This window comes from Croceicoccus esteveae (genome assembly GCF_031846435.1).
GTDB classification, from domain to species: Bacteria; Pseudomonadota; Alphaproteobacteria; order Sphingomonadales; family Sphingomonadaceae; genus Croceicoccus; species Croceicoccus esteveae.
The window spans coordinates 15902-40843 of the sequence record NZ_JAVRHS010000011.1 but is presented as its reverse complement, the minus strand read 5'-3'; the positions used below and the strand labels follow the sequence as shown (position 1 = coordinate 40843).

At 59.7% G+C, this 24942-nt stretch carries 23 protein-coding genes and 2 pseudogenes; 10 read left to right on the top strand and 15 right to left on the bottom strand.

Annotated features, from left to right (window positions below; genetic code table 11):
• Nucleotides 1-335 precede the first annotated feature (335 nt).
• Complete coding sequence (locus RM533_RS11520; protein WP_311341373.1) at nt 336-2606, bottom strand: NADP-dependent malic enzyme; 2271 nt, start codon at nt 2604-2606, stop codon at nt 336-338.
• Between the two features lie 177 nt (nt 2607-2783).
• Between RM533_RS11520 and mutS the strand changes: the two genes are divergently transcribed.
• On the top strand, nt 2784-5396 hold the full coding sequence (gene mutS, locus RM533_RS11515; protein WP_432265067.1) for a DNA mismatch repair protein MutS: 2613 nt from the start codon (nt 2784-2786) through the stop codon (nt 5394-5396).
• A gap of 170 nt (nt 5397-5566) precedes the next feature.
• On the opposite strand, the gene RM533_RS11510 is transcribed toward mutS, so the two are convergent.
• From RM533_RS11510 to gluQRS, 5 genes are all read right to left on the bottom strand, one after another.
• Nucleotides 5567-5803, bottom strand: coding sequence for a hypothetical protein (locus RM533_RS11510; RefSeq protein WP_311341372.1), 237 nt, complete (start codon nt 5801-5803; stop codon nt 5567-5569).
• A gap of 62 nt (nt 5804-5865) precedes the next feature.
• Nucleotides 5866-6189, bottom strand: a complete 324-nt coding sequence (locus RM533_RS11505) for a hypothetical protein (protein ID WP_311341371.1) — start codon at nt 6187-6189, stop codon at nt 5866-5868.
• 101 nt (nt 6190-6290) lie between these two features.
• A complete protein-coding gene (locus RM533_RS11500; RefSeq protein WP_311341370.1) occupies nt 6291-6911 on the bottom strand; it encodes a cob(I)yrinic acid a,c-diamide adenosyltransferase in 621 nt (206 codons plus the stop codon).
• 6 nt (nt 6912-6917) lie between these two features.
• Nucleotides 6918-7145 (bottom strand): HIG1 domain-containing protein, encoded by a 228-nt coding sequence (locus tag RM533_RS11495; protein ID WP_311341369.1) that lies wholly within the window; start codon nt 7143-7145, stop codon nt 6918-6920.
• A gap of 17 nt (nt 7146-7162) precedes the next feature.
• Nucleotides 7163-8086 carry a tRNA glutamyl-Q(34) synthetase GluQRS gene (gene gluQRS / locus RM533_RS11490; protein ID WP_311341368.1) on the bottom strand — a complete coding sequence of 308 codons (924 nt, stop codon included), beginning with the start codon at nt 8084-8086 and terminating at the stop codon, nt 7163-7165.
• Between the two features lie 309 nt (nt 8087-8395).
• On the opposite strand from gluQRS, the gene RM533_RS11485 reads away from it, so the two are divergent.
• Nucleotides 8396-9004: an HNH endonuclease gene (locus RM533_RS11485; protein ID WP_311341414.1), complete on the top strand. Its 609-nt coding sequence runs from the start codon at nt 8396-8398 to the stop codon at nt 9002-9004.
• On the opposite strand, the gene hemH is transcribed toward RM533_RS11485, so the two are convergent.
• Complete coding sequence (hemH, locus tag RM533_RS11480) at nt 9001-10014, bottom strand: ferrochelatase (RefSeq protein WP_311341413.1); 1014 nt, start codon at nt 10012-10014, stop codon at nt 9001-9003. The genes RM533_RS11485 and hemH overlap by 4 nt on opposite strands.
• A 119-nt stretch (nt 10015-10133) precedes the next feature.
• Entirely contained in the window at nt 10134-11123 is a 990-nt protein-coding gene (locus RM533_RS11475; RefSeq protein ID WP_311341367.1) for an Mrp/NBP35 family ATP-binding protein, read from the bottom strand.
• Nucleotides 11124-11367: 244 nt separating this feature from the next.
• On the opposite strand from RM533_RS11475, the gene hflK reads away from it, so the two are divergent.
• The 3 genes from hflK (at nt 11368) to RM533_RS11460 (ending at nt 15054) form a co-directional block, all read left to right on the top strand.
• On the top strand, nt 11368-12537 hold the full coding sequence (gene hflK, locus RM533_RS11470; RefSeq protein WP_311341366.1) for a protease modulator HflK: 1170 nt from the start codon (nt 11368-11370) through the stop codon (nt 12535-12537).
• Complete coding sequence (gene hflC, locus RM533_RS11465; protein ID WP_311341365.1) at nt 12534-13379, top strand: protease modulator HflC; 846 nt, start codon at nt 12534-12536, stop codon at nt 13377-13379. Before hflK ends, hflC begins: the two co-directional genes overlap by 4 nt.
• A gap of 142 nt (nt 13380-13521) precedes the next feature.
• Entirely contained in the window at nt 13522-15054 is a 1533-nt protein-coding gene (locus RM533_RS11460) for a Do family serine endopeptidase (RefSeq protein ID WP_311341364.1), read from the top strand.
• A 68-nt stretch (nt 15055-15122) separates the two neighbouring features.
• On the opposite strand, the gene RM533_RS11455 is transcribed toward RM533_RS11460, so the two are convergent.
• The 4 genes from RM533_RS11455 to RM533_RS11440 form a co-directional block, all read right to left on the bottom strand.
• Nucleotides 15123-17327, bottom strand: coding sequence for a transglycosylase domain-containing protein (locus tag RM533_RS11455; RefSeq protein WP_432265066.1), 2205 nt, complete (start codon nt 17325-17327; stop codon nt 15123-15125).
• 161 nt (nt 17328-17488) lie between these two features.
• Nucleotides 17489-17890, bottom strand: coding sequence for a peptide-methionine (R)-S-oxide reductase MsrB (msrB, locus tag RM533_RS11450; RefSeq protein WP_311341363.1), 402 nt, complete (start codon nt 17888-17890; stop codon nt 17489-17491).
• A gap of 10 nt (nt 17891-17900) precedes the next feature.
• Complete coding sequence (locus RM533_RS11445; RefSeq protein WP_311341362.1) at nt 17901-18383, bottom strand: NfeD family protein; 483 nt, start codon at nt 18381-18383, stop codon at nt 17901-17903.
• On the bottom strand, nt 18383-19399 hold the full coding sequence (locus RM533_RS11440) for an SPFH domain-containing protein (protein WP_311341361.1): 1017 nt from the start codon (nt 19397-19399) through the stop codon (nt 18383-18385). Before RM533_RS11440 ends, RM533_RS11445 begins: the two co-directional genes overlap by 1 nt.
• Here RM533_RS11440 and RM533_RS11435 point away from each other — a divergent pair.
• A complete protein-coding gene (locus RM533_RS11435; RefSeq protein WP_311341360.1) occupies nt 19399-19521 on the top strand; it encodes a hypothetical protein in 123 nt (40 codons plus the stop codon). The two genes, RM533_RS11440 and RM533_RS11435, sit on opposite strands and share 1 nt — an antisense overlap.
• Here RM533_RS11435 and RM533_RS11430 read toward each other — a convergent pair.
• Nucleotides 19522-20127: pseudogene (locus tag RM533_RS11430) on the bottom strand (ATP-binding protein); the annotation flags it as partial.
• A 155-nt stretch (nt 20128-20282) separates the two neighbouring features.
• Here RM533_RS11430 and RM533_RS11425 point away from each other — a divergent pair.
• On the top strand, nt 20283-20621 hold the full coding sequence (locus RM533_RS11425; RefSeq protein ID WP_311341359.1) for a hypothetical protein: 339 nt from the start codon (nt 20283-20285) through the stop codon (nt 20619-20621).
• 360 nt (nt 20622-20981) lie between these two features.
• The gene (locus RM533_RS11420; RefSeq protein ID WP_311341358.1) at nt 20982-21572 is read left to right on the top strand and encodes a DUF4760 domain-containing protein; all 591 of its coding nucleotides are present in this window, start codon (nt 20982-20984) and stop codon (nt 21570-21572) included.
• Between the two features lie 2 nt (nt 21573-21574).
• Here the strand turns inward: RM533_RS11420 and RM533_RS11415 are convergent, their stop codons facing one another.
• Nucleotides 21575-22531, bottom strand: coding sequence for an IS1595 family transposase (locus tag RM533_RS11415; protein ID WP_311341357.1), 957 nt, complete (start codon nt 22529-22531; stop codon nt 21575-21577).
• A gap of 104 nt (nt 22532-22635) precedes the next feature.
• Between RM533_RS11415 and RM533_RS11410 the strand changes: the two genes are divergently transcribed.
• Together RM533_RS11410 and RM533_RS11405 are read left to right on the top strand one after the other, a co-directional pair.
• Nucleotides 22636-22860, top strand: coding sequence for a DUF6471 domain-containing protein (locus RM533_RS11410; protein WP_311341356.1), 225 nt, complete (start codon nt 22636-22638; stop codon nt 22858-22860).
• Nucleotides 22821-23699 carry a DUF8453 domain-containing protein gene (locus tag RM533_RS11405; RefSeq protein ID WP_311341355.1) on the top strand — a complete coding sequence of 293 codons (879 nt, stop codon included), beginning with the start codon at nt 22821-22823 and terminating at the stop codon, nt 23697-23699. Before RM533_RS11410 ends, RM533_RS11405 begins: the two co-directional genes overlap by 40 nt.
• Before the next feature lie 95 nt (nt 23700-23794).
• Here the strand turns inward: RM533_RS11405 and RM533_RS11400 are convergent.
• Nucleotides 23795-24709, bottom strand: a pseudogene (locus RM533_RS11400) (YifB family Mg chelatase-like AAA ATPase); the annotation flags it as partial.
• Nucleotides 24710-24942 lie beyond the last annotated feature (233 nt).

Sequence of the window (24942 nt, the reverse complement as noted above, 5' to 3'; positions counted from 1 at the left end):
ATCGAAGCGGGATGTATGGCAACAGTTTGCGGCCATCAGCGCGACCTTGCCAGCCGCCATTTACATGGCAGGACAGGCAGGCGCGTTACCAGCTTGTGCGTCCCGCAGCATGTGGGTTCGCGCCGCCGTGATGCAAATGGCAAAAGGTCAATTGCCCTTGCAACCCGCGCAAGCATGGTCGCTGGCGCATGGCGCCGATAGCAGGGCGCCGATAGCAGGGCGCCGATAGCAGGGCGCCGATAGCAGAGCGGCTTGCCTCTCCTTGGTGCAGCGGCCCGAACCGACCGCCGCCCGGCTAACGCCGCCCTGCTCCACGTCCAGCCCGCCTTATCGCATCACCCCACGACCCTGGCGGCGGCAAGCACGGCCAAAGTCAGCACGTCGGGCGCGATCGAGGTCATCGGCGCGATCTGCACCGGCTTTTCCATGCCGATCAGCATCGGGCCGATCGTGGTTGCGCCTGCCAGTTCGCGCAGCAGCTTGGCCGACACATTGGCGGATTGCAGCCCCGGCATGATCAGCACATTGGCCGGGCCAGAGAGGCGGCTGAACGGATAAAGCGCCATGACCTTGGGGTTGAGCGCGGCATCGGGCGCCATTTCGCCTTCGTATTCAAATCCCGGCTGCCGCTCATCAAGGATGTGAACCGCTTCCCGGATGTTCTCCAGCCATTTGCCCGACGGGTTCCCAAATGTCGAATATGACAGGAACGCAACCCGCGGTTCATGCCCGAGCCGCCGGGCAACCTTGGCGGTTTCGGTCGCAATATGCGCCAGCATCTGCGCATCGGGCCGCTCGTTCACCGTGGTGTCGGCAAGAAACACGGTGTAATTCTTGCCGAGCATCATGTGCACGCCGAAGGGCAGCTCGCCTTCCTTGGCGTCGATTACCAGCCCCACTTCCTTTATCGTCTGGGCAAACGGCCGGGTCAGGCCGGTAATCATTGCATCGCCCTTGTCGATGGCGAGCAGCAGGGCAGCAAACACATTGCGGTCCTGGTTCACCATCCGCCGCACGTCGCGTTCAGTGTAACCGCGCCGCTGCAACCGCTGGTAAAGATGGTCGACCATTTGCGAGACATGTTCGGAATCGGCCGAGTTCTGTATCTCGAACTGGTCGGGATCCTTGATACCAAGGCTCAGCAACTTGTCCCGCACAGCATGCGTGCGGCCAACCAGCACCGGCGTCCCGTAGCCAAAGTCACGGAACTGGATTGCAGCGCGGATCACCACATCCTCCTCCGCTTCGGCAAATATCACGCGCCTGGGGTTCTTTTGCAGGCTTTCGTAAACCTTGGTCAGCACCGATGTGGTCGGGTTGAGCCGGGCCTTGAGCGAGATTTTGTAGGCTTCCAGATCCTCGATACAGGCTTTCGCGACGCCGGAATCCATCGCCGCCTTGGCAACGGCGGCAGAGACCCGCTCCATGAGACGCGGATCGAACGGCGCCGGAATAATGTAATCCTCTCCGAACTGACGATCGACCCCATAGGCTGCCGCCACTTCTTCAGGAACACGCTCGCGCGCCAAAGCGGCAATCGCCTCGGCGGCCGCGATCTTCATTTCCTCGTTGATCGTGGTGGCCTGCACGTCCAGCGCACCGCGGAAGATGAAGGGAAAGCCGAGGACATTGTTGACCTGATTGGGATAGTCCGACCGACCGGTGGCGATGATCGCATCGGGCTTCACCGCGCGGGCTTCTTCGGGCAGGATCTCGGGGTTGGGATTGGCCATGGCGAAGATGATCGGCCGACTGGCCATTTTCGCGACCCATTCCGGCTTCAGCGCTCCTGCCGCCGACAGGCCGAGAAAAATATCCGCGCCGACCAGCGCTTCTTCCAGCGATCGCGCATCGGTGTGAACGGCGTGAGCGGATTTCCATTGGTCAACATTGTCACGGCCGACGTGGATCGGGCCGGACCGGTCGCACATGATGACATTCTCATGCCGCACACCCATAGCCTTGATGAGGGCGGTGCAGGCAATTGCCGAAGCGCCCGCGCCGTTCACCACCATCTTCACGTCCTCCATACGACGCCCGGTCAGATGCAGGGCGTTGATGAGCCCGGCTGCCGCAATGATGGCGGTGCCGTGCTGATCATCGTGCATGATCGGAATGTTCATGCGGTCGCGCAGCGCCTGCTCGATGATGAAGCATTCGGGCGCCTTGATATCCTCAAGGTTGATCCCGCCAAAGCTCGGCTCCATCAGCGCGACGGCGTTGATGAACGCCTCGGGGTCTTCTGTAGCCAGTTCGATGTCAATGGAATCGACGTCAGCGAAACGCTTGAACAGCACGGCCTTGCCTTCCATCACCGGCTTTGCGGCAAGCGCGCCCAGATTGCCCATGCCGAGGATTGCGGTGCCGTTCGAGATGACCGCGACAAGGTTGGAGCGGGCGGTATAGATCGCGGCGCAGGCAGGATCATCGGCGATTGCCTGAACAGGTGCGGCGACGCCCGGCGAATAGGCAAGGCTGAGGTCACGCTGCGTCGCCATGGGTTTGGACGCAATGATCTCGATTTTGCCGGGGCGGATGGTGCTGTGATAAAACAGCGCCTCGCGCTGCGTGAAGCTGGTGTTGTCGTCTCCGCCGTCGTTCGCCAAATATCCCTCCTCAAGATGCGTTCCGCCCTCCTATATCGGATCGGATGCGTTTCGATAAGGGGCAAGCTCTTGCCCCCTCTGGTGCAGCCCTGACGCAGCCCTGACGCAGCTCAGATTGGCAGTCCGGCAGCATTGCTTTGCCAAACGGCGGCCGGCTCGCCTAAGGAGCCAGCAACCATGGGCAGCGCACAAAATCCCACGCCGATGTTGGCACAATATCTGGCCTTGAAGGAGCAGGCGCCCGACAGCCTGCTGTTTTATCGCATGGGCGATTTTTTCGAGCTGTTCTTCGACGATGCCCGCCATGCCGCAGCCGTGCTCGACATCGCGCTGACCAGCAGGGGGGAGCATGCAGGCGCGCCTGTTCCCATGTGCGGGGTGCCGGTGCATGCGGCCGAACAATACCTCGCCCGGCTGATCCGTGCCGGGTGCCGCGTGGCCATTGCCGAACAGGTCGAAAGCCCGGCAGAGGCAAAGGCGCGTGGCGGCACGAAAACGCTGGTCCGCCGCGAAATCGTGCGGTTCGTGACTGCCGGCACCCTCACGGAAGACACGCTGCTCGACGCAAGACGCGCCAATGTCCTTGCTGCGGTAGCGCCGCTGCGGGGCCGCACGGGCATTGCCTGTGTCGATGTGTCTACAGGTGAAATGCTGCTGGAAAGCCATCTTGCTGGCGATGTCGCAGCCGCGCTCGCGCGTATCGATCCGGCTGAAATCATCATGCCCGATGACAGGAGATGCGAAACAGACAGCGATCTGCCCGCGATCTTGCGGCCCGCCGCGCATTTTTCTGCACGGGAAGGCAAGGCACGGCTCCTTGACTTGCATGGCGTTGCCACTCTGGACGGGTTTGGCAGTTTCGATACAGCAGCACTTGGCGCAGCGAGCGGATTGATTGCCTATCTCGAGCATGTGGGGTGCGGGCGATTGCCGCTGCTTCTGCCGCCGCGCGCACGCGGTAGCGACGATCTCTTGATGATGGATGAAGCCACACGCTCAAGCCTCGAAATCGTGGAGGCGGCCGGCGGCGGTCGCAAGGGCAGTCTGGTCGCATGCATCGACAGGTGCGTCACAGGCGCAGGCGCGCGTCTGCTGACCCATGATCTGTCGGCGCCGCTCACCGACGCTGCCAATATCCGGGCCAGGCTGCATGCCGTGCGCTGGTTTGTCGACAATCCACTCTGGCGAGAAGATATGCGCACCATGCTGCGCCAAGCGCCCGACCTTGCCCGTGCACTGGCGCGGCTCGTCGCCGGCAGGGGCAGCCCGCGCGATCTTGGTCAGCTTCGCGATGGCCTGCTGCTTGGCGGCACATTGCGGGAACGGATCGCCGGACGCGATGACATCCCGGCGCTGGTGGAAGGATTGCTGCCAGACCTTGCGGGGCATCACGACCTTGTCGGCGCCTTGCAATCCGCACTGATCGAGCATCCGCCCGCCGACCGGTCGCAGGGCGGCTTCATTGCCGAAGGTTACGACACCGGCCTGGACGAACTGCGAATTACCGCACGGCAAGGCCGGCGCGCCATTGCCACGCTGGAGCAGTCCTTTCGCGACAGCACGAACATTGCTGCGCTGAAGATCCGACACAATAATGTGCTCGGCTATTTCATCGAGGTGCCGCAGCGCCACGCCGAAGCCCTGATGCAGCCCGCCAGTGGTTTCACCCATCGCCAGACCATGAAAGGCGCGGTACGCTTCAACGCTGTTGCCCTGCATGAGGAAGCTGCGCGCATTGCAGAAGCCGGCGGTCGTGCAGAGGTCGCCGAAGCAGCGCATTTCGAGGATCTGGTCGCACGCGCCTGCCGTTCGGCAGAGGCGATTGCGCAGACCGCTCGCGCGCTGGCCAGGCTTGACGTGTCTGCAGGACAGGCCGAACGTGCAGCCCAGGGCGGGTGGACGCAACCTGCCCTTGCCGATGAGATCTGTCTTGAAATTGCCGGCGGTCGACATCCCGCAGTCGAAGCCGCGCTGGAAGAAGGTTCCGGGCGGTTTGTCGCCAATGATTGCACGCTCGACAACACAGACCGTGTGTGGCTGATCGGCGGGCCCAACATGGGCGGCAAGTCAACCTTCCTGCGCCAGAATGCATTGATCATCCTGTTGGCGCAGGCCGGCGGTTTTGTGCCTGCGCAAAATGCCAGGATCGGTCTTGTGGACAGGATTTTCAGCCGGGTCGGCGCATCGGATAATCTGGCGAAAGGCCGCTCCACATTCATGGTAGAGATGGTCGAAACCGCGGCCATTCTGACGCAGGCGACCGCGCGCAGCTTTGTGATTCTCGACGAGGTGGGTCGGGGAACCTCCACTTACGACGGACTGGCACTGGCATGGGCTGTGGCGGAAAATGTACATGACGCGATTGGCTGTCGCTGCCTGTTCGCAACGCATTATCATGAACTCGCAAAGCTGGCTGAAAGCTGCGACGCATTGTCGCTTCATCACGTCCGCGCCCGCGAATGGAAAGGCGAGCTGGTGCTGCTGCACGAGCTTTCCGCAGGGCCCGCCGACAGGAGCTATGGCCTTGCCGTTGCGCGACTGGCCGGGCTGCCGCAAAAAGTGATCAGCCGGGCACGCGTTGTCCTGGGCCGCCTGGAAGAGGGCAGGGCAAGAACCGGCGGGTTGGCAGCAGGATTAGGCGAACTGCCGCTGTTTGCTGCTGCCGAACAGGCGGAGGAAGATCAGTGCGATACCCTGCGCGAGAAATTGCAGTCACTCAATGTCGACGCCATCACGCCAAAGGACGCGCTCGACATTCTTTATGACCTTACCCGCGAAGCACGCGCCTGAGGCTTCAAATGAATTCATAGCAGGAGCATGGTTTTTGAGGCGCGCCGGCTTCATGCCCTGGCCGGCTGCTACGTGCTCGATCATAAGTTTTATGCCAGAACGTGAGATGCCGCCACAAGCTTCGGCGACGCGGCCAAACGCCATAGTTTGTCGAAGATCAGAGGATCACGTCACCTGGACGAATTTTTTTGGTTAAACACCTTCGCCGTTGCGGCCCCGGGGATCAGCATCGCGTCGTCGCTGTTGCTGGCCAGCTTGGCGCCGCTTTGATTCTGCTGAAAGAGGTCCCTTAATAGGACTAAGGTTAGCGTGGGAGTTCGGACCATCATCGCAGGAAACTGTCCAAGCTGCCACACCTGCCCTGCCCAACCTTGATACGTTTGCCTGTCGCGCAGCGGCAGAGCCATGGGCCGGACAGAGGGCGTGGATAGGAGCTACAAATCAGCGTGATCGGTAGAGAATTGGACAGTCAGCTGTCCGAATTGCCCGGCTCATCCTTCATAATGTTCGACTTGCCATATTTCTTTTCGTTGTCATCGTGGTTGGGCTCACCGCGATAGGCGCTCATGTCGATCCCGCCTGTGTCCATCTGCTTGATCTTGTCGACAAGGTCAGGAGTGCTGTTCTCATCATCGGTGATGCCGGGCGCAGGCTTGGTGCTGTTTTCGTCAAGCACGTAACTAGAAGCGCTGCGACCCTTTGCCTGTTGCGCCACGGTCTGCGCCTGCGCATCCTTGTCACGCTGCTCGGTATTCACGTTTTCAAAGGCGTTATCGTTCGTGGGGTCTGCCATAAGATCTATCCTGCTCGTGTCTTGAAACCCAACGGACCGACACGACGCACGGTTCCCGCAAACCATCCATGCCGTCCAGTGGATTCGGGAGCAGGAAAACCTCAGCCGCGATTCGCCCCCGGCGTCCAGAGCACGTCATCCATGCCTCTATTGTTCAACGCGCGTGCCTGCACAAACAGGAGATCCGACAGCCGGTTGATATATTGCTGCGCCGCAGGATTGATTGCTGCCGTAGACGCCAGCGCAGCCATCGCGCGTTCGGCTCGACGCACTTGGCTGCGTGCCAGATGCATGCGGGCCGCGCCTTCGATTCCGCCAGGCAGAATAAAACTGGCAAGCGGTTGCAGGTCCGAATTGACTGCATCGATGCACCGCTCGATCCAGACCGCCTGTGCCTGCGTCATTCGCAACTGCTTTTCGGAAGGAGCGAAGTCATCGCCCGGCGTGGCAAGGTCGGCGCCCAGGTCGAACAAATCGTTCTGAACCCGCCGCAGCACTTGTGCGGCTTTGCCGGCAATCTCTGCCGCACTGCCCTGCTGTGTATCATGGTCGAGTGCATTGCTTTCGAGCGCGACAATGGCAAAGCCGATGGTGCTGTTTGCTTCGTCAACGGCGCCAATCGCTTCCATTCGCGCGTCATCCTTGGCGACGCGCGATCCGTCGACGAGCCCCGTAGTCCCGTCATCACCCGTGCGAGTATAGATCCTGTTCAGCTTTACCAAGATCGATCACCGGTTCACAAGCAGCAGCACGGCGACCACCAGAATGGCCGCAGCCTGATATTTAATGCGGGCAAACATCGCCTTGTTCTGCCGCATCTGCATATCCATGATCCGTTCATCGCCACCTTCAAGGTCAAGTTTGGTGGTCTGCATGAATGCAATGATGCCGCGCACAAGGGACACGACCACCAGAATGGACAGCACCAGGATAACAATGAAGAGCAAAGTGTTCATGATCGACGAGATAAGAACTAATGGTGCCATTCGCCAGATAATTCTAACTCGGGCGGCAGACAAAGTGCGCGCAACTGTTCGATGATCGCGTGGCCGTCCACATCCTGCTCCCGCAAATCCTTCAAGGAAGGCGATCCGCGCCGCTTGGCAAGTTTGCGACCATCGCGCTCCACCAGCAGATCGTGGTGCAGCCATCTGGGCACGGGCAAGTCAAGCAGAGCCTGTAGCAGCCTGTGAACATGAGTGGCGGCAAACAGGTCCATGCCGCGCGTCACGACAGTGATCCTGTCGGCGGCATCGTCGCAGGTCACCGCCAGATGGTAGCTTCCCGGCGTATCCTTGCGCCACAACACCACATCGCCGAAGATTTCAGGGGTGGCCTGCAACGTTCCCTTGCGCAGATCATGCCAAGCAAGCGGTCCTGCCAGCGCCAGCGCTCGCGCCATGTCCAGGCGCCACGCCACCGGCGCGGTGCCGCCATGCGAGGCGGAACGGCCGCGGCAGATGCCCGCATAAACCGGACCATCCGGCCCTTTCGTGAGTGCAGCGGCGGCTATCTGCGCTCTTGTGCATCTGCAGGGGTAAACCAGACCGGCCGCCTGCAAACGCTGCAAGGCTGCACGGTGAAGGTCCAACCTTGTTGATTGCTGCACCACTGGCCGATCGGGCACCAGTCCGAGCCAGTCGAGCGACGCCACTGCATCTTGTGCATAGTGCGCTCGGCTGCGGGCACCATCCATGTCCTCGATTCTGAGGACAAACTGCCCGTTTCCTGCCCGCGCGGTATCATGCGCAATCATCGCGGCATAAGCGTGGCCAAGATGCAAGGGACCATTTGGACTGGGTGCAAACCGGGTTACCGGAACCGAGCCGTTGCGGCTGGGCGCGCGACTGAGCGGGTCTGGCGGCCTGTTCTGATCAGAGGCAATCATCGCCATCATCTAGTGCACGGTGGTGACAAGGAACAGGTGTTCGGCCTCGGGCACAAAGCATATTGCGATCCGGTTGCAGCACATTGTCGGGGTGATGCGTCGCACAGCCGCCTGATGTTGCCATCGGCTGCCCTTCCGTGCTGAAACGTCATTGTGCTTGACGGGTGGTGATGCAGGTCGCACCAATACTGGCAATGGGTTGTAATCCGACCATGGCTGATCTGCGGCGGCTGCGCCCGCGATGTCCGGTCTTGTCATTGCCGCCGGCCGTCAAGCTCTCGACAGAAGCGCTTGTTGAGCCAATTGCCGGAAGCGGGCATGCTTGACGATCGTCTGATCGCCACCCGCTTCCACTTCAGCACCGTGGAGGAAGATTCTTCGCGCGGACTGGGTAGCTGCCCTGCTCTCGTGCTGAACGCCGATTACACGCCGCTTTCCTATTATCCGCTTTCGCTTTGGCCGTGGCAGACCGCGATCAAGGCTGTGTTCCTGGATCGGGTGGACATTGTGGCAAGCTACGACCGTCTTGTGCGCTCTCCCACACTCGACATGCCGGTGCCGTCTGTCATCGCCTTGCGCCAATATGTGCGTCCTTCGCAATTTCCTGCGTTTACCCGGTTCAATGTGTTTTTGCGCGACCGGTTCGAATGCCAGTTTTGCAGCAGCGCACAAAATCTCACATTCGATCATGTCGTGCCGCGCCGAATGGGAGGGCGCACCATCTGGGAAAATATCGTTGCGGCTTGCGGACCGTGCAACATGAAGAAAGGCGGCCGGACGCCGGCACAGGCCAAGATGCATCTTAAATCCGCACCCATTCGCCCGACCAACTGGCAGTTGCAGGAACGCGGACGCGCGTTCCCGCCCAATTACCTGCACGAAACGTGGCGGGACTGGCTATACTGGGATGTCGAACTCGACGCCTAGATCCAGCCGCCAAGCTCCCGCTTGATAAGCGTTTCCAGCATGGTCATTCCGGCGGTGCTGTCATTCAGGCAGGACAATGTGGCATAATCTTCGCCGCCATTATCGACAAAGCTCTCCCGGCCGCGGATCGCCAGCTCTTCCAGCGTCTCCAGGCAATCTGCGGAAAAACCGGGTGCCGCAATCGCAAGCCGCCGCGTTCCGGTCCGCGCTTCGTGCTCAAGCACGGTATCGGTCGCAGGCTCCAGCCATTTGGCGCGCCCAAAACGGGACTGAAACGTGGTATCGATCCGCAGGTCCGGGAAATCATCTGCAAGCGCAGCCGCCAGCAGGCGTGCGGTCTTGCGGCAGTGGCAGTGATAGGGGTCCCCCAGATGGAGCGTGCGCTCGGGCATGCCATGGAAGCTGAGCAGCAGCACCTCCGGCATGTGCGGCAGGGCAGACAATTGCCGTCGCACATCCTCTGCCAGAGCGCCGATATAGGCAGCATCATCATGGTAGGGCGGCAGGGTACGGATCGCCGGTTGCCAGCGCATCGACGCAAGGGCAGCACCCAGCGCATCCACGGCCGTAGCCGTGGTAGCGCCCGAATATTGCGGGTAAAGCGGAGCAAACAGGATACGGTCGCAGCCGCTGTCCTTCATGGCGGCCAGGCGGGAGCCTATCGATGGATTGCCATAGCGCATTGCCCAATCGACCTGCACAGCGCTGCCCAGACGCTCCTGCAGCGCCTTTGCCTGACGCGCGGTAATCGCAGCAAGCGGGGAGCCGTCCGCTCCCCAGACCTGCTTGTAGGCATGAGCGGATTTGGCCGGGCGGGTGTTGAGAATGATCCCGCGCAGGATCGGCTGCCACACAAGCGGTGTGATTTCCACCACACGCCGGTCTGACAGGAACTGCTTGAGATACCGCCGGACTGCGCCTGTTTCAGCGGCGTCCGGCGTACCAAGATTGGCAAGCAGAACTCCGACTCTGCCGGTCTTTGTTGCCGGATGATCGACCGGCCTTGGCATCGGTGTTGCAGCAGCGTTCAACGTGCTCCGCCGCTGCCCTTGCGAAGGTTCAACAGGCGCGGGATTTGGCGGCGGATCGTTGGCTGGCACTCGAACGACAGGCGGACTGGCTGGCGTGTTCATCGATCGACTCCGGGCCGGTCAGCGTTCGTGAAAGCAATGACCTTGCCCGCGAGTGCTGCAAAGATCCGGGCGATATCGCCTTCACCTGCCGCTGGCGGGGCGCCGGCATCGCTGTCTTCCCGTAGCCTGAGGGTAAGTGGTATGCGTCCAAGGAACGGATGATCGAGGCTGTGTGCGGCGTTTTCCGCTCCGCCGCTTCCGAACGGATCGCTTACTTTTTCGCAATGCGGACAAACATAGCCCGACATGTTTTCCACCATGCCGATGATGGGAACATTGACTTTCTCGAACAGGGCAATGGCCCTGCGCGCATCCATCAGCGCAAGATCCTGCGGAGTGGACACGATGACCGCACCGGCAGGTTTGAACCGCTGCACCATGGTAAGCTGCACATCGCCGGTACCGGGCGGCAGATCGACGACAAGATCGGTCACGTCACCCCAATGCGCATCGACAAGCTGCCCAAGCGCATTGCCCGCCATCGGGCCGCGCCATGCAATCGCCTGCCCTTCCTCTGCCAGATGCCCCATCGAGAGCATCGGAATGCCCACGACGCCGCGCACCGGCACCAGCTTGTCTTCGCGCGCTGTAGGTCGCATTCCCTCGCTTCCCATGAGGCGCGGCTGAGACGGCCCGTAGATATCAGCGTCCACCAGGCCAACCTGCACCCCGGCCCGCTTCATCGCCACCGCCAGATTGGCTGCCAGGGTCGATTTGCCCACACCACCCTTGCCGGAGCCGACTGCCAGAAGGCGCGGCACAGACGACCCAGAGGCCGGTGTGTACGAAGAAGCGGGCGTGTACGAAACTGAGGTAGATGCATTGCGCGAAGATTGTTCGCGATCGGCAGTCATGGCGATCCGCAGGTCCGGCAGGTTCAATCGAGCAAGCGCTGAACGGACATCTTTTTCGATCCGTTCGCGATCCTGTGCATCCAACCCGCCAACGTCTATGACCAGAGAGACAATGCCGTTTTTTGCACCCACGCTGGCAAGGCGATCGCCGACGACCTGCGACAGCGTCTGGCGAATATCGGCTTCAAGATGCGACGGCGCAGTAATGGCGGCAACTCCTGGTCTGGGTTCAGGCCATGCCCAGATGGCGACATGGACGACATTTCGGCACCTAGCATGACAAAAAGCGCAGGTCAGGCCTGTTCTTGAACTTGCGGATACCTATAAAGAAAGCATGGACAATACGGGTGGGTTCCTGAAAAACAGGATTATGGCGATGGCCGGGCGCAACCCTTGGGGTTCTGCGCCAGGACCTGACGGCAGCAACGGCAGCGGCAATGCGCCGCCCACACGGCCCGGCATCCCCGGTCAGGTTGAAACCGGGCTCGATGACAAAGGTAGCAAGCCGAAAAATCCCTGGCTGCCGGGCGGCAGAAGCGATGGCCCGCAAGGCGAGCGGCCAAGGGGCTCCAATGTGGAGGAGCTGTTCCGGCTGCGCCAGACCGGGCGTGGTTCCGGCGGCCCCGGCAACCCGCCGCGATTTCCCAAGGCGCCCGGCGGCAAGAGCTGGACGCCCTATGTTCTGGCCGGCATCGCGCTGCTGTGGCTTGGTCTTACCTCCATTCATCAGATCAATGCCAAGGAACAGGGCATTGTCACCACTTTTGGTAAATACGAACGCACCTTGAACCCCGGATTGCACCTGACGCTGCCGTGGCCCGTTCAAAACGTGCAGAGCACCGATGTCACTTCGATCAGGCGGGACAATATCCCTGAAGGCACCGCGGAGAAGCTGATGCTGACCGGAGACCAGAACCTGGTCGACCTGTCCTATCTGATCCGCTGGAACATCAAGGACCTGAAGCTTTATACCTTCCAGCTTGCCGAGCCGAACGAGACTGTGCTGGAGGTTGCCGAGGCAGCGATGCGGGCGTCCATTGCCGAAGTGAAGCTTGATGATGCGCTGTCCGGTTCCGGGCGTGCGCAAGTGGAACAGAACGTGCGTATCCGCATGCAGGAACTGCTCGATGCCTACAGGGCAGGCGTTGCCGTGCAAGGCGTGGAAATAAAGAAGGCGGATCCGCCGACGCGGGTGATCGACGCCTTCAAGGAAGTGCTTGCAGCACAGCAGGACGCGCAGTCGGACATCAACCGTGCGCGTGCCTGGGCAGAGCAGGTTACCGCCCGTGCCGAAGGTGAGGCCGAAGCGTTCGACAAGGTCTTCCAGGAATACCGGCTTGCACCCGAGGTGACACGGCGACGCATGTATTATGAAACCATGGAGCGCGTGCTGAGCCAGACTGACAAGACCATCGTCGAAGCAGATGGCGTCGTGCCTTATCTGCCTCTGCCCGAGGTCAACCGCACCAACCGGGGATCCGCTCCTGCTGCCACTCCGGCCGCACCGCCGGCGACAAATGCTACTGCAAGGGAGGTTCGTCGATGAACGCCATCTGGGATCGATACCGGGCGCTGATCATCGCTGCGCTGATTGTTGCAATCATTGCCATGTCCGCGATCATCGTTGTGCCTGAAACGCAACAGGCGGTCATCATCCGCAACGGTAAACCCGATCGGGTCGTGAACCGGTTTCAGCCGAACAATGACTTCGGTGGCGCGGGCGCAGGGCTGGCAGCACGCATTCCGCTGATCGAGCGGGTGGTGCTGGTCGACAAGCGTGTGCTCGATGTCGATATGCAGCGCCAGGAAGTCCTTTCGCGCGACCAGCGCCGGCTGGAAGTCGATGCCTATGCGCGGTTCCGCATCATCGATCCTGTGCTGATGGTGGAGACGGCAGGATCGACCGAGCGGGTGGCCGAGCAATTGCAGCCCATCCTGAACTCTGTCCTGCGCCAAAGACTTGGTACGCGCAGTTTTCAGGCATTGCTCACCGCCGAGCGTGGCGAAGCGATGGAGGAAATCCAGCGCGGGCTTGATCTGCAGGCGCGTGAATATGGCGCGCAGGTGATCGACGTGCGGATCAAGCGTGCCGATCTTCCAGCGGGCCGACCTTTGGAAACCGCATTCACGCGCATGGAAACGGCGCGTAAACAGGAATCGGATACCATCCGGGCACAGGGCGAAAAGGCAGCACAGATCATTCGTGCGGGTGCCGAGGCGGAAGCATCGAACACCTATGCGCAATCGTTCAACCAGGATCCCGAGTTCTACGATTTCTACCGCGCCATGCAGAGCTATGACGTGGTGTTTACCAATCAGGGTGGCGCCAGTTCGATCATCATGTCACCTGACAATGAATATCTGCGCCAGTTTCGCGGCGGCCGCTGACCTCGCGGGGATCGGAAAAGTTCAATCTGCATTCATGGTCACTTCTGCAAGCCAACGGCAAACTCCTGGCATGGCTCGTGCTGAGTGCACTGAACATCGGCGCCGGCCGCAAGTCTGCTGAACAACAAAAGAGGATTTCCTTGTGCGATACGTCTATACGGTCACCAGTGCGCTGCTTCTGGGCGGCGCTGCTGTAACCCTGGCCACCGGCTATCCGGCCGGGGCGCAGATCGCTCAGAACGACGATGCGGCTATTTCAAGGGTTGTGCCGCGTTCAGGCGCGCCGGCAAGCTTTGCCGATCTGACTGATCAGCTCGCACCGGCAGTGGTGAACATATCCACACGCCAGCGGGTGGAGGTGCAGAACAATCCCTTTGCGGGCACACCGTTCGAAGGGATGTTCGGCAATCGCGGCGGCGGACAGCCCCAGACGCGCGAGGCGCAGTCGCTGGGCTCAGGCTTCATCATCAGCGGCGATGGCTATGTGGTGACCAACAATCATGTGGTCACTGCCCAGGGACCGGCCACGATCGAGGAAATCACGGTCACTCTGCCTGATGGCATGGAATATGAAGCAAAGCTGGTCGGCAATGATGCAGAATCCGATCTTGCCGTGCTCAAGATCAGCCGGCCGCAGGCGTTTCCCTTCGTCAATTTCGGCAATTCGCGTGACGCTCGTGTAGGGGACTGGGTCATCGCTATCGGCAATCCTTTCGGACTTGGCGGCACGGTAACCTCCGGCATCATCTCCTCTGTCTATCGCGCCACCGGCGGCGGCGGCGCTTATGACCGGTATCTGCAGACCGATGCCGCGATCAACAGGGGCAATTCGGGCGGACCGATGTTTGACATGCAGGGCAATGTCATTGGCATCAACAACGCGATCTTCTCTCCTACAGGCGGCAGTGTAGGGATTGGCTTTGCCATTCCTGCTGAAACTGCAGCACCCATCGTGCAGCAGCTTATCCGGGGCGAGGCCATCGAACGCGGCTACCTTGGCATTCAGATCCAGCCGGTCAGTGACGATCTTGCGGCCTCGCTCGGCATAGCGCGCAAGCGTGGCGAGTTCGTCCAGTCAGTGGTTCCTGGCGGTGCGGCAGCGCAGGCGGGGCTGCGTGCAGGTGATGTCGTGCTTGAAATCAACGGTCAGACCATCACGCCTGATCAGACGCTGTCCTTCATTGTTGCCAACACCAATCCTGGCACCAGAGTGCCTGTGAAAATCATACGCGATGGCAAGCAGTTGTCGCTGCAGGCGACCGTGGCCCAGCGGCCAACTCAGGAAGAGCTTGCCGAGCAAAACAGCTTTGCTGCTCCGCAAGGTGACGAAGAAGAGAGCATGGGCTCTGCACAGCCCAGCGACGAGGAGTCGGTCATCGGCACCGCGCTTGGCATATCCGTCACGCCATTGACGCCGCAGATCGCCCGGCAGCTTGGCGTTTCCGAAACTGCCGGCGGGTTGGTCATTGCCGGTGTTTCGCAATCGTCCGATGCGGCTGCAAAGGGCCTGCGGCGTGGAGACATCATCCTGAGCGCCAATTATCGCACGGTCTCCAGCAATGCCGAGCTTGAGGCGGTAATCCGATCCGCGCGCAGCGAAAATCGCGCTGCGGTGCTGGTCCGTGTGCAACGGCGCGGACAGCCGGCAATCTACATCCCGCTGCGGCTTCGCTGACACCGGCACGGGGCTGAAAAAGAAAAGGCCGCTCCATCGTTCGGAGCGGCCTTTTTCATGTGTCGTCCTTATTCGCGCGGCGTATCGGCCGGTCGGCGCAAGCGCGGCTCCGCTTGGCTTTGCACCCGGCTCGTTTCTCGCGGCGCGGTATTGCGCCCAGTAGCTCGATCCAGAAGGTCCTGGCCAGCCGCAGATGGTGCCGGAAAAGGCGGTCGCAACTGGTCATCGGGATAGGGCTCGGGGCGGCGGTCATCGCGTGATGGATCACGCACAGGATCGACAGGCAATCGGGTCGGAAACTCGTCGCTGTAACGCTCATCATCAGGCGGCACGCCTCTTCCGAACGGGTCTGCACGTTCGCCATATTCATCAATGAAGTAGTAATCTTCCGGATTGCCAAACCAGCTTTCGTCATCGGGCTCAAGCTGCCACTCCGGGAGAACAAGCTCGGTTTCAAACCGCTCTATCGGCCGCTTCGCCGTGGCAAATCGCATGAAATCGGCAAAGGCACGTGCCGGAGCCGTGCCTCCCTGCAAGCCTGCTACTGCGCGCGCATCATCGCGGCCCATCCATACCCCAGTGGCAATGCCGCTTGAAAAACCCAGGAACCAGCCATCCTTGTTGGAGCTGGTCGTGCCGGTCTTGCCCGCGACCGGGCGTCCGATCTGCGCTGCACGTCCCGTTCCGGTGCTGACAGCGGTTTGCAACAGGTCGGTCATGCCTGCCGCGACATGCGGAGCGACCAGCATCTGGTCGCGCGGGGGCTCGTGCCGGTAAAGCATTTCTCCCCCGGCCGACGTCACCTTCAGAATGCCATATGGGGCAATGGAGCGGCCCCGGTCCATGACCGAAGCAAATGCCTGCGTCATGTCGATCAACCGCACCTCCGAGGTGCCAAGCACCATGCTCGGGTTTGTCACAATGGGTGTCGTGATGCCGAACCTGCGGGCCATTGCCGCAACGGTGCCGAACCCGACATCGTCACCCAGCCGCGCCGCGACGGTATTCTTCGAATAGGCAAAGGCAGAGCGCATGTTGATGGTGCCGGCATAACGCCCGCCTGAATTGCGCGGGCTCCACCCGCCGATGGTGACAGGCGCATCGGTGACGGCACTGTCAGGCGTGTACCCGGCTTCAAGGGCAGCGAGATAGACAAACAGTTTCCAGGCCGAACCAGGCTGCCGGACTGCCTGCGTAGCCCGGTTGTAATTGGAAGCGACGTAATCCGTTCCGCCAACCAGGGCCAGGACCGCACCGTCGCGATCGAGACTGACCAAGGCTCCTTGCGCGCCTTTCGGAACGTTGGTCTGCACTGCGGCTGTTGCGGCACGCTGCATGCCGATGTCGAGCGTGGTCCAGACCTCGATTGGCTCGAACGTCTGCGGCAGCAGCATGTCGAGCTGCGGCAACGCCCAGTCAGTGAAATAGCGGACCGAGTTCTGCCCATGATCCTGCTTGAGCTGCACGGTATCGAGATCGGCTGCGGCTGCCTCGCCCGGGCCGATCACGCCTTCCTGCTCCATCAGGCGCAGCACAATGCGCGCCCGCGACACCGCGGCCTCTGCATCAGCGGTGGGAGAATAGCGCGAGGGCGCCTTGACCAGCCCTGCGATAATTGCCGCCTCTGCAGTGGAGAGGCTGGTGGCAGGGTGGCTGAAGAACAGCCGGCTGGCAGCATCGATGCCATAGGCTCCGCCGCCGAAGTAAACCTTGTTGAGATAAAGCTCGAGGATCTGCTGCTTCGAAAACTTTGCCTCCAGCGCCAGCGCCAGCATGGCTTCGCGGACCTTGCGATCAAAAGTGCGGTTGTTGTTAAGGAAAATGTTGCGGGCAAGCTGCTGCGTGATGGTTGATCCACCCTGGCGCCATCTGCCATCGCGTGCGCGCACCCACAAGGAACGCAGAACGCCGATCGGATCGACGCCATAATGTGCGTAATAGCGGCGATCCTCCACCGCGATCATGGCGCCTTTCATTACGGTCGGGATCTCGCCTGCTTCCAGCCATTGCCCATAGCTTGGCCCCAACGAGACCAGCTCGGCTCCATCCCGCGCGCGCACCACGATCATCTGCCCGTGTTCGCTGGCCCGCAATTGCGCGTAGTCGGGCAGCGATCGGGCCATGACCGTCACCGCCAGCACCATCGCCAGCAGGACCAGCACGCCTGCTGCGACAAGCCAGCCGATCAGCCGGGCGAACCAACCGGCCTTGCGTCGTTCAGATTTCTTCGGCTGGTGCGAAGATCTGCTTCGCCCGCCGCTTTGTCTCGCCATTGCCGTCCATCAATTGTCGACCGACGCGAAAACATCCCGCCCCTGCCTGTTGCAGTAGCGGCAGATGGCGGCCGATGCCAGAACCTGTGCTGAACAGAGCCGCTGATTTATACCGAACCGCACGAACGACAAATGCGCCGCTGCCACAATCGGGCGACAGGTCAGTCGTCCTTCGGCTTGAAATCCAGCGCCGCGCTGTTCATGCAATAGCGCTGTCCGGTCGGATTTGGGCCATCAGGAAATACGTGGCCAAGATGGCCCTCGCATCTGGCACAACGCACCTCGGTGCGGACCATGCCATGCGAGGCATCGCTGTGTTCATCGACAGCCGTGTCGGCCACAGGCGCATAGAAGCTGGGCCATCCCGAACCGCTGTCGAACTTGGTTTCCGAGGTGAACAATGGCGCGCCGCAGCCTGCGCATTCATAAATGCCGGGCTGCTTGTTGCCATTGTACTCACCGGTAAAGGGACGCTCGGTCCCGCCTTTGCGCAGCACATCGAAGGCTTCGGGGGCCAGCCGTTCACGCCATTGTGCGTCGGTGAGCTTCATCTTGTCGTCCATCTGCAATTCCTCAGGGCATTATCTTGGTTTCACTGCCTATATGGGTTGCAACCGGGCGATCGACAACAAGCACCAACCCTTCATGTCCGGTCACCACCAGCCTTGTGCCGACTGGCGCGTCGGCACCGCGCACGGGCCATTCGCTGTCACCAAGCCGGGCGCGGCCGCTGCCATGTTCGATCGCCTGCGTGACAGTAACGCTTTGCCCCACCAGCCGGCCACCCTTGTCATTCATCAACGGGTCGCTTGACGCGATCGGATAGGCGGACAGCCATTGCCGCGCTGCCGCCACTGCGAAGATGGAAAAGACTGCAAAGCAAAGCACCTGTATCTCGATGCCGACACCAGCAACCCCGGTAACAAAGGCCGTTACGAACGCTGCTGCTGCCATCCAGATCAGGAAATAGCCAGGAACCACGAGTTCTGCCGTTGCCAGCAGCACACCTGCGAGCAGCCACGCCCATTGACCGCCCAGACCATCAAGCCAGTCCATCACCCCAATCCACCATCGGAACGTGTCACGCCAGTAGGAGGCATGAATACGTTGGACTTCACTGCGCGTGATGAAGGCCCTGCCCCTGAACCAGGTTGCGCAGCGCCGGCAGGCGGAGTGACGGCATCGCGCACCAGTTCACCGATCCCGCCCAGCGAACCGATGAGCTGTGTCGCCTCGACCGGGAACAGGATGGTCTTGGCATTGGGAGAGCGGGCAAACTCCTCGACAGCGCCCACATATTTCTGAGCGACGAAGTAATTGAGCGCCTGCGTTCCCGACGTGGCAATCGCATCGGACACGACCTGCGTTGCACGCGCCTCTGCCTGCGCCTCGCGTTCGCGCGCCTCCGCATCACGAAAGGCAGACTCCTTGCGACCTTCCGCTTCGAGGATGCGGGCCTGCTTGTCACCTTCGGCGCGCAGGATGTTGGACGCCCGGCTGCCTTCCGCCTCCAGTATCTGAGCGCGCTTCACCCGTTCTGCGATCATCTGCCGGGCCATCGCGTCCGAGATATCCTTGGGCGGGCGGATGTCCATGATCTCGACCCGCGTGATCTTCAGCCCCCAGGGCGAGGTCGCATGATCGACCACTGACAGGAGGCGCGCGTTGATCTCGTCACGTTTGGACAGGGTTTCATCAAGGTCCATCGATCCCATCACCGTGCGCAGATTGGTCGTCGTCAGCGCCCGGATGGCGTTATAGAGGTCGCTGACCTCATAGGCCGCCTTGCCCGCGTCCAGCACCTGAAAAAAGACCACGGCATCGGTGCCGACCATGGCGTTGTCACGGGTGATGATTTCCTGGCCAGGGATATCGAGCACCTGTTCCATGACATTGATCTTGCGGCCGACACGATCGACAAACGGCACGATAAGATGCAGGCCGGGATGCGCGGGCTTGGTGAACCGGCCGAGCCGTTCGATGGTATAGACATAACCCTGGCGTACCACCCGCACTGCGGACAGCAGGGTGATGAACACCAGCACAACAAGTGCAATCAGGAATATATACATTGCCGCTCCCGCAAGATGCGCGCAGCTTTGACGAACTGCGCGTCAAGGTTGTCATCATGCGGGTTTTTGGCGTGGTTGGCCAGCGTCATATACGCCTGTGGGAAACCCGCCAAGTCGCTTGATCAGGCGCGCGGTGCTTGTCGTCTGTATCCAAGTGCTTCTGCAACATGGGCGCGCGTGACGGTCTGCGATCCGGCAAGGTCGGCAATGGTACGAGCCACCCGCAAGATGCGCGTATAGCCCCGCGCCGAGAGACGCATTGCGTCGGCTGCCTTCAACAAAAGTTCGCGCCCTGCCTCGTCGGGAGTTGCAAACCGCTCCAGCAGGTCGCCGTCGAGATCCGCATTGGTGCGGGCCGCAGCCCCTTGAAACCGCTCTTCCTGCACATGGCGCGCAGCGGCGACGCGCGCAGCCACTTGCGCCGATCCTTCTGCAGGTGGCGGCAAGGCAAGATCGCGCACCAACACGGCATTGACCTCGACATGGAGGTCGATCCTGTCGAGCAGAGGCCCCGAAATCCGGCCTTGGTAATCGGCAGCGCATTTCGGCGCGCGGGAGCAGGCAAGCGCGGGATCGCCCAGATGGCCGCAGCGGCACGGGTTCATGGCTGCGACGAGCTGAACATTGGCGGGAAAGGTCACATGTGCGTTGGCGCGTGCCACGCTGATCGTTCCTGTCTCCAATGGCTGGCGCAGCGAGTCCAGGACTGCGCGCTGGAACTCCGGCATTATGTAGCAAACGCACCAATAGCATTATGGATGCCACCGGCCAAGCGGTCTAATGTCATTATATGGCAGACACACACGTAGTAAGCGCACTCCGAGACAAGCGCGGGGAACTGGCCGGTCGGATTGACGCGCTACAGGATCAGCTACGGCAAGCAATGATCGATATGGACCATATAGACGCCAGCTTGCGCATGTTTGATCCTGATATTGAGTTAGAAGAAATAAAGCCCAAGCCACTACCGCCAAGGCACAGGGCCTTCAAAGGGCAGGTGACGCGGGCAATCCTAGCCATGCTGCGAAAGGAAGGTGCGATGGACGGCAGGGCTATCACGCTGCGCCTGATGGCAGAACGAGAATTGAACTTGAACGACACAGATCTGCAAAAGGCTTTTCACAAGCGCATAGGAGCCGCGTTGCGCAATCTTCGTGAGCGGGCGCTGGTTTTTTCAGAGCCGGGAAAAAGCGGGCTGCTGGTGTGGGGGATTGCTAGGTGAGCATATATTGTCTTGATAATTTGGATAGAGATTCATATACCGGTTCATGCCATTTGCGTTTTAAAGATGACGCACATCTGCCCTTAACTTTTGGAACAACATAAAGTCTTTTTGAGTTTCAAGGAAGAATCGCAAGCTTTGCGATTACAAAAAAGGAGAAAGATCATAATAATCAAGTTTGAAACTTGGGGCGGCACGGTCTGAACGTTAACGCTTATACAAAGATCAACTACCGATGAGGAAGCAGCATATGACCCATATCTCGTACGAAGGTTGGGGTGGAGACTAACCACCTCTAACTAGACAAACGTGACGCCTCGGCTATGAACGCCGGGGCGTTTTGCGTTGAGGGGCGACAGTGTGATTGAATGTCTGGGGAATTGGAAGGCCGCAGCTCCAATTTTAGGTGTTATAGTGGCTGCTATATCGGCATTGGTTGCTTTTATAGCCTTTTGGCATGCTCGCAAAGTTACTCGGCGACGTGCCACACTAGATATGGTTCTCAAGACATTTGTCGATGAAGACGGGCAGAGCCGCTATGCCGCCTTCAAAATCATCATGCATCGCTATAACGGCGATAGCGAGCAACTCGACATCATGGGGTTTGCCGACCCAAATTGTCCGCCTAGCGATGACCGCCAAACTCTTCGCGCGCAACTCAATGAGTATGAGCTTATATCTCTTGGAATACGTAAGAGACTGTTTGACGAGAAGCTTTATAAATTGTGGTTTCAAGACCAATTTCAACGAGATTATCGCAGTCTTGAGAAATACATAAATAAGGTTCGCGAACAACGCCCTTCGGTATTTTGTGAGTGCGTTTGGTTGTACAAGCGCTGGTCAAAAATACCACATCCTGAAAATGCCCCAAACCGCTTTAAACTGGTGTGGTGGGCATTATTGCGCAAAGAGGATCGGCTGAAGGCATACGCAATTGCAAACCCTAAATAAAATTAACCACTTCGCTGCCAATAACCTTTCCAAGTCCGGCTAACCTTGGCTTCCATTGCAGCGCTAGCAACCATCATCGCTTGCGAACCATTATCCACACGGCGGTTGTCTTCGCGCCATGAGGCTTCACCGGCATAAGCGAACAAATACGGCCCTGCGATATGGTGATGCGTCCCAACTTCCATGCGGCGAAGACGGCTAAAAAAGCTTTCCGCCTGATTGGTGCAAACACCCTTGTCCATGAACCGAACGCTATGGTTGACACGGTGAGTATCCCAACCGGCGTGAAGCGCGTCCCATCCAGTGCCTTCGTCGGCATGGATGGTGGCAAGGGTGCCAACATGATCACGGACGTAAGGAACAGCATCGCTTTCATTGCGAACGATGAAAGGTAGTGACTTCCCTCCCCGTTCACGCATGATGACAACGCACTGGCGCTTGCCGGAACGGTTAAACGATAGGCGGCGGTCCTTGCGGTCGGCTTTGTTATTTTCCGGCTTCACATAGCCACCGAAATAGCCACCATCGATCTCGACAATGCCATTCAATTCACGGTCGGCCTGTTCCTGTGCCATGGCTTCGCGCAGCTTGTGCGTAAGGACAAATGCCGTTTTGTATTGGCAGTCCAGATCTCGGCTAAGCTGTAGGGCGGCAATGCCCTTTGCGCCGTTCACAAAGATCACGATAGCGGCCAACAGATCACCGAACGACATTTTGCGCGAGGCAAAGATCGTGCCGCTAGTGACGCTGAATTGGTGGTGACACGCAACGCATTTGAATTTGCGACGTGTGCTGATGTGATAAGCTTCCGTGCATCCGCAACGAGGGCAGACCGCCTCGCCTTCTGTTTCTGGCCAACGCAGCTCGCAGAATGTTGAGTAGGCGCGTTCTTCCGTCATGCGGAATACAGCCTTAAGGCTCAAAGTGCGGGCGGTGGCAGATAGGAGAAAGTGTTGCATGTCATCGTTTCCAGTGCTTATGCACTAGATATGATGGCATCAGACGCCGTTGTCAATGACGAATGTATCGCCTATGATGGCATATCGCATCATAGGAGTAGGACATGCCTGTCATTGAAAAAGAATGGGAAAACAAGGTCAAACTGCTGCTCAAAGGCGAGCTTGCGCGAAAAGGGATTACCTATGCGCAGCTTGTCGGAAAGCTGGCTGACATTGGCGTGATGGACTCTGAGCCTAACATCCGCAACAAGATCAGCCGGGGTAAATTTACAGCGGTGTTTTTGGTTCAATGCTTGGAAGCAATCGGGGCGCAGGAAGTCCGCATCTAGCGGAGCAGCAAAATGGCGAATGTCAGGCTCAAGCTGAAAATCAATCCACCGAAAATAACCAAACTAATGCTAGTCGCAGCGAAAAGCAGACGGTGCTCATCGCCAACCGCACCGCGATTGAAACCATATCTAGTGATGCGCAAGCCCAACGCGCAGAGCAACGCGCAGAAACCGATTTGCAAGCTCAGCAGGACATGGCTTTTTATGCCCTTCTGATGTTCATCGCATCGCTGGTAACCATAGCTGTTACGGCTATCGGTATTTGGTATGTGAAACGCACGCTTGATGCGACATTGGCTGCCGTCAAAGGCGCTGAAATAGCCACTGACGCGATGAAAGAAGCCAACAGGATTGCGGACCAGGCTCAAAGACCTTGGCTCACTGTTGATCTTAATTTTGATTTTACTGACGAACATGGATCGCTGCTTTTCTGCAACATCACGATAACTAATATTGGCCGCTCGCCAGCGTATAACGTAAGTGTTTTTAATGAAACCTTCGGCGATGTGATGTTTGGCCGAGCCGAGGATTTTAAGGAAATTTCCGCCAATATGATGGGTAATTACGATGAGCCTTACAGCCGTATAATTCTTCCCGATTCTTCCGAGCGAATGCAAATCAACCCAAAAGCAATTTATCATACGGTTATGGCAGGAACGTTCACTCACCCTGAAGTCTTGGTGATTGTAAACTACCAATTGTCGAATGGGCAACACGCTCAGACCAGCGCTTGGTTTGAATTTGGCTATGGGGAGCAGCGCAACCCTATTCCCCGTGGAGTGATTATGAACAGGGATAATATTAAAACCGGCCGAATTGGATATGTTAGAGTAGCTTAGGCGCCACATGCCTGCTGCCCCACAGACGATGACAGCCGCAATCAGCAGCGCAGACAACCACCTACGCATTGGTGCGTTTGCTACATAATGCCGTGGAACTCCGGCAGTTCGTCAAGGAAGAGCACGCCCAGATGCGCGAGGCTGACTTCGCCTGGCCGCACCTTGAGCCCGCCACCTGTCAACGCCGCCATCGAGGCGGAGTGGTGCGGCGCGCGAAATGGCCGTTCGCGGCTGATGCGCCCTTCATCAAGCAGACCTGCGACCGATTGCACGAGAGAGGTTTCGAGCGCCTCATCCGCGCTCAGCGGGGGCAGGATGCCGGGCAGACAGCTTGCCAGCAGCGATTTACCCGCACCTGGCGGCCCGATCATCAGGAGGTTGTGCGCGCCTGCCGCGGCAATTTCCAACGCACGCTTGGCGGTTTCCTGCCCCTTGACGCAGTTCAGATCGCGATGCGCTGCTGTCGCGGCCATCTTGCCGGGTGCTGGCGGCGGCAGTTGCTGCGTGCCTTTGAGATGATTGAGCAGGCTAACCAGATCGGGCGCTGCCACGATGCCAGCGCCGCCGGTCCACGCAGCTTCGGAGCCTTGCGCAGCAGGGCAGATAAGGCTCTTTTCCGCCTGCGCTGCATGCAGCGCTGCCAGCAATACGCCAGGCGTGGCGATGATCCGCCCGTCAAGAGCAAGCTCCCCCACAACCACGTAATCGGCCAGATGTTCAGCATCGACAATGCCCATCGCGGTCAGCAGTGCCAGCGCCACGGGAAGGTCGAAGTGTGAACCCTCCTTTGGCAGGTCTGCCGGAGCGAGATTGATGGTGATCCGCTTGGCAGGCAAAGCCAGACCCATGGCCGCGAGCGCGGCACGCACACGTTCGCGGCTTTCCCCCACCGCCTTGTCCGGCAGGCCGACCATGTTGAATGCCGGCAACCCCGAGGCAAGTTGGCATTGCACCTCGACGCTGCGCGCCTCCAGCCCCAGATAGGCAAGCGTCGATACCAGCGCGACCATCGTCTTTCCTGCCTGCTGCGTCACGGCGCCCATGAAGCAGCCGGATAGGAGTTACGGATCACCCATCGCACCACCGGCACCGGCTGTCGAGGGGCCGATGACCGGCTTTGCCTGCGGCCAGATCCTGCTGTGAAAACCCGTCCCGAACATGCCGGTGAAGATCCTCCTGGGTTCAGGCTACACTGCGCTTGACTTGCCAGACGCCAAACTTTAGATCGCCACCATCATTATGG

Bases quoted from the DNA above. Each gene is read 5' to 3' on its own strand.
- hemH (WP_311341413.1), bottom strand. From the start codon at position 10,014: ATGCCAAGGCCGGTCGATCATCCGGCAACAAAGACCGGCAGAGTCGGA.
- RM533_RS11410 (WP_311341356.1), top strand. From the start codon at position 22,636: ATGCCTGTCATTGAAAAAGAATGGGAAAACAAGGTCAAACTGCTGCTC.
- RM533_RS11510 (WP_311341372.1), bottom strand. From the start codon at position 5,803: ATGGCTCTGCCGCTGCGCGACAGGCAAACGTATCAAGGTTGGGCAGGG.
- RM533_RS11440 (WP_311341361.1), bottom strand. From the start codon at position 19,399: ATGTATATATTCCTGATTGCACTTGTTGTGCTGGTGTTCATCACCCTG.
- msrB (WP_311341363.1), bottom strand. From the start codon at position 17,890: ATGGACGACAAGATGAAGCTCACCGACGCACAATGGCGTGAACGGCTG.
- RM533_RS11495 (WP_311341369.1), bottom strand. From the start codon at position 7,145: ATGAACACTTTGCTCTTCATTGTTATCCTGGTGCTGTCCATTCTGGTG.
- hflK (WP_311341366.1), top strand. From the start codon at position 11,368: ATGGCCGGGCGCAACCCTTGGGGTTCTGCGCCAGGACCTGACGGCAGC.
- RM533_RS11415 (WP_311341357.1), bottom strand. From the start codon at position 22,531: ATGCAACACTTTCTCCTATCTGCCACCGCCCGCACTTTGAGCCTTAAG.
- RM533_RS11455 (WP_432265066.1), bottom strand. From the start codon at position 17,327: ATGGCGAGACAAAGCGGCGGGCGAAGCAGATCTTCGCACCAGCCGAAG.
- mutS (WP_432265067.1), top strand. From the start codon at position 2,784: ATGGGCAGCGCACAAAATCCCACGCCGATGTTGGCACAATATCTGGCC.
- gluQRS (WP_311341368.1), bottom strand. From the start codon at position 8,086: ATGATGGCGATGATTGCCTCTGATCAGAACAGGCCGCCAGACCCGCTC.
- RM533_RS11445 (WP_311341362.1), bottom strand. From the start codon at position 18,383: ATGGACTGGCTTGATGGTCTGGGCGGTCAATGGGCGTGGCTGCTCGCA.
- RM533_RS11405 (WP_311341355.1), top strand. From the start codon at position 22,821: ATGCTTGGAAGCAATCGGGGCGCAGGAAGTCCGCATCTAGCGGAGCAG.
- RM533_RS11425 (WP_311341359.1), top strand. From the start codon at position 20,283: ATGATCGATATGGACCATATAGACGCCAGCTTGCGCATGTTTGATCCT.
- hflC (WP_311341365.1), top strand. From the start codon at position 12,534: ATGAACGCCATCTGGGATCGATACCGGGCGCTGATCATCGCTGCGCTG.
- RM533_RS11505 (WP_311341371.1), bottom strand. From the start codon at position 6,189: ATGGCAGACCCCACGAACGATAACGCCTTTGAAAACGTGAATACCGAG.
- RM533_RS11485 (WP_311341414.1), top strand. From the start codon at position 8,396: ATGCTTGACGATCGTCTGATCGCCACCCGCTTCCACTTCAGCACCGTG.